Source organism: Atribacterota bacterium (assembly GCA_028703475.1).
Lineage (GTDB): Bacteria > Atribacterota > Phoenicimicrobiia > Phoenicimicrobiales > Stramentimicrobiaceae > JAQVMU01.
Genome location: JAQVMU010000089.1, coordinates 1 through 5166 on the forward strand (window position 1 = coordinate 1; position 5166 = coordinate 5166).

6 protein-coding genes are annotated in these 5166 nt (G+C 32.6%); all 6 read left to right on the top strand.

Annotated elements, in window-relative coordinates; translation table 11 throughout:
• The coding region (locus PHQ99_07685; GenBank protein MDD4289450.1) for a DegT/DnrJ/EryC1/StrS family aminotransferase at positions 1 to 347 on the top strand (347 nt) is incomplete at its 5' end.
• A gap of 23 nt (positions 348 to 370) precedes the next feature.
• The gene (gene rfbA, locus PHQ99_07690; GenBank protein ID MDD4289451.1) at positions 371 to 1246 is read left to right on the top strand and encodes a glucose-1-phosphate thymidylyltransferase RfbA; all 876 of its coding nucleotides are present in this window, start codon (positions 371 to 373) and stop codon (positions 1244 to 1246) included.
• A gap of 15 nt (positions 1247 to 1261) precedes the next feature.
• Positions 1262 to 1753 carry a dTDP-4-dehydrorhamnose 3,5-epimerase family protein gene (locus PHQ99_07695; protein ID MDD4289452.1) on the top strand — a complete coding sequence of 164 codons (492 nt, stop codon included), beginning with the start codon at positions 1262 to 1264 and terminating at the stop codon, positions 1751 to 1753.
• A 2-nt stretch (positions 1754 to 1755) separates the two neighbouring features.
• Positions 1756 to 2625 (top strand): dTDP-4-dehydrorhamnose reductase, encoded by an 870-nt coding sequence (gene rfbD / locus PHQ99_07700; GenBank protein MDD4289453.1) that lies wholly within the window; start codon positions 1756 to 1758, stop codon positions 2623 to 2625.
• Between the two features lie 94 nt (positions 2626 to 2719).
• Positions 2720 to 3799, top strand: a complete 1080-nt coding sequence (rfbB, locus tag PHQ99_07705) for a dTDP-glucose 4,6-dehydratase (protein ID MDD4289454.1) — start codon at positions 2720 to 2722, stop codon at positions 3797 to 3799.
• A 137-nt stretch (positions 3800 to 3936) separates the two neighbouring features.
• Positions 3937 to 4986, top strand: coding sequence for a glycosyltransferase family 2 protein (locus tag PHQ99_07710; GenBank protein MDD4289455.1), 1050 nt, complete (start codon positions 3937 to 3939; stop codon positions 4984 to 4986).
• Positions 4987 to 5166 lie beyond the last annotated feature (180 nt).

The following is a 5166-nucleotide window of genomic DNA, read 5'->3' on the forward strand; positions in this document are numbered from 1 at the left end:
AAGAGAAGTTAGCAGATATTCCCGGTATAAGTTTCCAGAAAATTATTGCTTCCAGATATAATTACATCTATATGCCTGAATGTTTTGAAAATAATCAAATAAGAAACAAGATATATTCAGAGTTGATTAATAAGCATAATATCAAGACAAGAAAGTATTTCTACCCACTTACAGCTGATTTTGATTATTTTTTGGACAGCAAAAATAACTACAAAGTAAATAAAAACAAGTTGAATATTGCTCATTCAGTCTCAGACAGAATTTTATGCCTTCCATTATATACAGATTTGTCCATAGATACAGTTGATACAATTGTTCGCCTTATTAAAGAAATAATCAATAAATAAATTGAAATATAAGGAGTCAGAAAATGAAAGGTATTATTTTGGCAGGTGGTTCCGGCAGCCGTCTCAACCCTTCTACTAAAGCAATAAGTAAACAGCTTATACCTGTATATGATAAGCCGATGATTTATTATCCATTATCAACCATGATGCTGGCTGGTATTAGAGATATATTAATCATTTCTACTCCCCGGAGTCTGCCTAACTTTGAGGATTTGTTTGGCAATGGTGAAGAAATTGGGTTAAATATCTCCTATCAGGGTCAGCCAAAGCCTGAGGGTATTGCACAGGCTTTTATTATTGGAGAAGAATTTATTGGGAAAAGTCCGGTTTGTTTAATATTAGGAGACAATATTTTTTATGGTCATAATTTTTCAAAAAAATTACAGAAAAGAGCAAAATTGGAGAATGGGGCATGTATTTTTGGTTACTGGGTTTCAGATCCTGAAAGATATGGAATAATTTCATTTAATCATAATAAAAAAGTTTTAAGTATTGAAGAAAAACCAAAATCACCCAGGTCAAATTACGCAGTGCCAGGTCTGTATTTTTATGATAATAGGGTAGTTGAAATTACCAAACAATTATCTCCATCAGACCGAGGTGAGTTGGAGATTACTGATGTTAATATGAAATATTTGCAGCAGGGCAATCTGGAAGTAGAAATCCTGGGAAGAGGATATGCCTGGCTGGATACCGGTACTCCGGATAGCCTGATTGATGCTTCAAACTATATTGCTACTATTGAAAGACGGCAGGGGCTTAAGATTGGCTGTATTGAAGAGGTTGCTTACCTGATGGGTTTTATAAAAGCTAACCAGCTGAAAAGGATAATCAACCGGCTTCCCGGTAATAATTACAAAGAATACTTAGAAAAAATACTCATAGATAAGATGAGATAAATGAGGTTAAAAAAGATGAAATTTAAAAGAGGGGATATTGATGGTGTAATTATTCAGAAATTAACAGTACATAATGATGAAAGAGGTTTTTTAGTAGAGATATATCGAAGTGATAACCTTCCTGAAGGCTTAAACCCGGAAATGGGTTATGTATCTTTTACAAAACCCGGTATATTTCGCGGTCCCCATGAACATCTGTATCAAACAGATATTTTTTGTTTTATCGGACCAGGAAGTTTCCGGGCAAAACTTTGGGATAACCGTGAAAATTCAAAGACTCGAAACAATTGTATAGAAATAATTGGCGGGGAAAATAATCCTATCTTGTTAATTGTTCCGGCACAGGTTGTTCATGGTTATAAGAATATATCAACAGAACAGGGTATGGTCATAAATTGTCCAAACCAATTGTATAAGGGATGGCAGAAGAAAGAAGAAGTTGATGAAATAAGGCATGAAGATTATAGAGATGAGTTCTATTTAGATTTTATCAGAGAGGATAAGTAAAATTGATTTGGCTTATTGGAAATAGGGGAATGTTAGGACAGGAAATAGGAAAATTATTAGAAAGATACAATATCGAATATTGCGTTAGTAGCAGTGAGGTAGATATTACTAACTTTAAGGACATAGAAAGTTTTGGCAGAGAGAAGAATATTAAATGGATAATTAATTGTGCAGGATATACCCAGGTAGACAAGGCAGAGTTGGAGCCGGAAAAAGCTTTCAGAATTAATAAAGACGGAGTTAAGAATATTGCCTTATTTTCAGCTGAAAGAGAGATCAACCTAATTCATTTTTCTACTGATTATATATTTGACGGAAGATTTGAGAAAGATGCAATGGCCTATAAAGAAGAAGATAAACCAAATCCGATAAATGTATATGGAAAGAGTAAGTTAGCCGGGGAAGAAGAGATAAAAAGGATATTCGACCATTACTATATAATCAGAACTGCCTGGTTATACGGTAAAAATGGAAGAAATTTTGCTTCAAATCTTTTAAGGTTACTACAGGAGCGTGAAGAGATAAGTTTAGTATCTGATCAATGGAGTTCCCCGACTTACGCAGTTGACTTAGCGGCGGTTATCCTGAAAATAATTACTGATAATTCTAACAAATTCGGTATTTATCATTTTACAAATGAAGGGATTTCGAACTGGTATAAATTTGCAGAAGAACTTTATAAAAAATCAAGATTTCTTGGAATAGTTGATTATCGTAAGAAGATAAAAATTATACCTATAAAAACCAGGGAACTTAATAGCTTAGCTGATAGACCAAGATGGTCAGTTTTAAATAAAGAAAAAATAAAAAAAGAGCTGAATTTAGAGATTCGATATTGGGAGGAAGCGTTGACAGATTTTTTAAAGCCTTAATATATTTGAATTCAAAGTTATAAGTAAATATCTAAATGCATGCTGGGTTAATAATAATTGTCTTATTTTAAGAGAAAGTCGGTGTGTATTAATTATGAAAAGAAAATTAGAAAATATTTTAGTAACTGGCGGTGCAGGTTTTATCGGCTCAAATTTTATTCATTATATTTTTTATCAGACTGCTTTTAGAGGAAGAATAATAAATGTGGATAAATTAACATATGCCGGTAATTTAGAGAATCTGGAAATAGTTGAGAAAGAATTTGAAAATAAAAGATATTTTTTTGAAAAAACCAACATCTGTAACTCTAAGAGAATGACAGATATTTTCATTAAATATGATATTGATGCTGTTGTAAACTTTGCTGCTGAATCGCATGTAGACCGTTCGATATTTGGACCGAGAGATTTTATCCAAACCAATATTTTTGGTACCTTTAATTTACTGGAAATATCCAGAAAAATTTGGCCAATAGATGATTATAAGCAATTAATATTCCATCATGTCAGTACTGATGAAGTATATGGATCTGCAGGAGACGGAGAACAGTTCTACGAAAATTCAGCTTACAAACCTAGCAGTCCCTATTCTGCGTCAAAGGCATCCTCAGACTATCTGGTCCGGGCGTATTCTAAAACCTACGGGTTGCCGGTTACAATTTCTAATTGTTCTAATAATTATGGACCATTTCAATTTCCGGAAAAATTAATTCCACTGATAATATTAAATATATTAGAAGAGAAGTCACTACCTGTTTATGGGTGTGGAAAAAATATTAGAGACTGGCTCTTTGTAGAAGACCATTGCCAGGGAATCTGGAAGATTATGAATGATGGATATGCTGGAGAAAGCTATAATCTTGGTGGTGATAATGAATGGGAAAACATTAAACTGATTAACTGCCTATGTGAGAAGATTGCTAAAATTCAGGGAAAACAAAAGGATTGCTATAAGAAGCTAATCACCTTTGTAAAAGATAGACCAGGACATGACTTAAGGTATGCTGTTAACTGTGAGAAGATAAAACGAGAGTTGGGATGGAAGCAGGAGAAGGATTTTGACCAAGGTTTAGATGTTACCATTGCCTGGTATATGAAAAATCAAGAATGGGTTAATAGGGTAAAAAGTGGAGAATATAGAATGTGGTTAGAGAAAAATTACTGTTTACGATAAGTAAGAAAGAAGGTAATGAAGTTTTATTTTTACATTATTGAAATTAAGAATACAAAAATACGACTTAATTGGGTAACAATACTGCTGATTTAAGATTGATAAAAAATGAATGAAGTTAATTACATTGAGGGATGACAATGCAAAATAATTTAAAAGACGATTATTATCCATTAGTTTCCATAATTACTCCTACTTACAATCATCAGAAGTTTATTGAGCATACTATTAAGAGTGTAATTAAGCAGACATATCCTAATTGGGAGATGTTTATTGTTGATGATTTTTCTTCTGATGGAACTGAGGCTATAGCACTCCATTATGCTAGAGTTGATAATAGAATAAAGTATCTCAGGCATGAAAAGAATTATGGTATCTGCAAGTTATCGGAATGTTATAATGAAGCATTAAATCTTTCAAGAGGAGAATTATTAGCAATCTTAGAAGGTGATGATCTCTGGCCTGAAAATAAATTGGAGAAGCAGATACCATGTTTCCGGGAGGATAAAGTTGTTTTGGCATGGGGAAAGGGGGTAATTGTGAACTTTGAGGGTAAATCAATAGGCATTGTTCCATTTCCTAAAATAAACAATAAATTGAGAAATATTTATGAAAACAGACCTGTTGGCTATGCTTTAAATAAGCTGTTATTAACTAATTTTATTATTCCGGCAGTAAGTGTAATGGTAAGGGAGGAAGCAATTTTAGGTATTGGTGGGTTTCAGCAGATTCCTGGTACCTGTTTTACGGACTATCCTACCTGGCTGGAACTTTCCACGAAGGGAGAATTCCGTTTTTGCGAAGATGTTACTGGATATTGGAGAGTGCATGCACAACAGACAACAAGTCAATTCCCAAAAAAATTTTTTATAGATACTGCAAATATATCAAAAAATTTTCTTGACAAGAATGCAGGTAAACAGAATTATCTCTTTTTAAATAAAAAAATAATAATAGCACATAACTACTGGCTTATAGGACAATACAAACTTTCAGCCGGTGAATCAGCAGAGGCAAAAAAATATTTTTGGAAGACAGTAGTGGAAGGTTCTTATAGCTTAAAAATAAGAGGATTACTTGGCATTATTTCTTCATTTTTAAATATTGATATTACTAATGTAGAAAAATTTTTAAAATTTTTCAAAAAAATTCATTATACAATAAGCAATAAAATCACTTATCGTACATAAAGAGCATAAAAATGATTAATTGTTTTTTTCTTCATTAACTGATTTGGCTCGATACCAGTCAATTACACCCCTTGATTAATCCATTAACCTGTGATAATATTTCTTTCAAAATATGGATATCCATTTTTCATATTACAGATTCCTTGAAAACATAGACAAGCACAGCCACTTAAATTATCA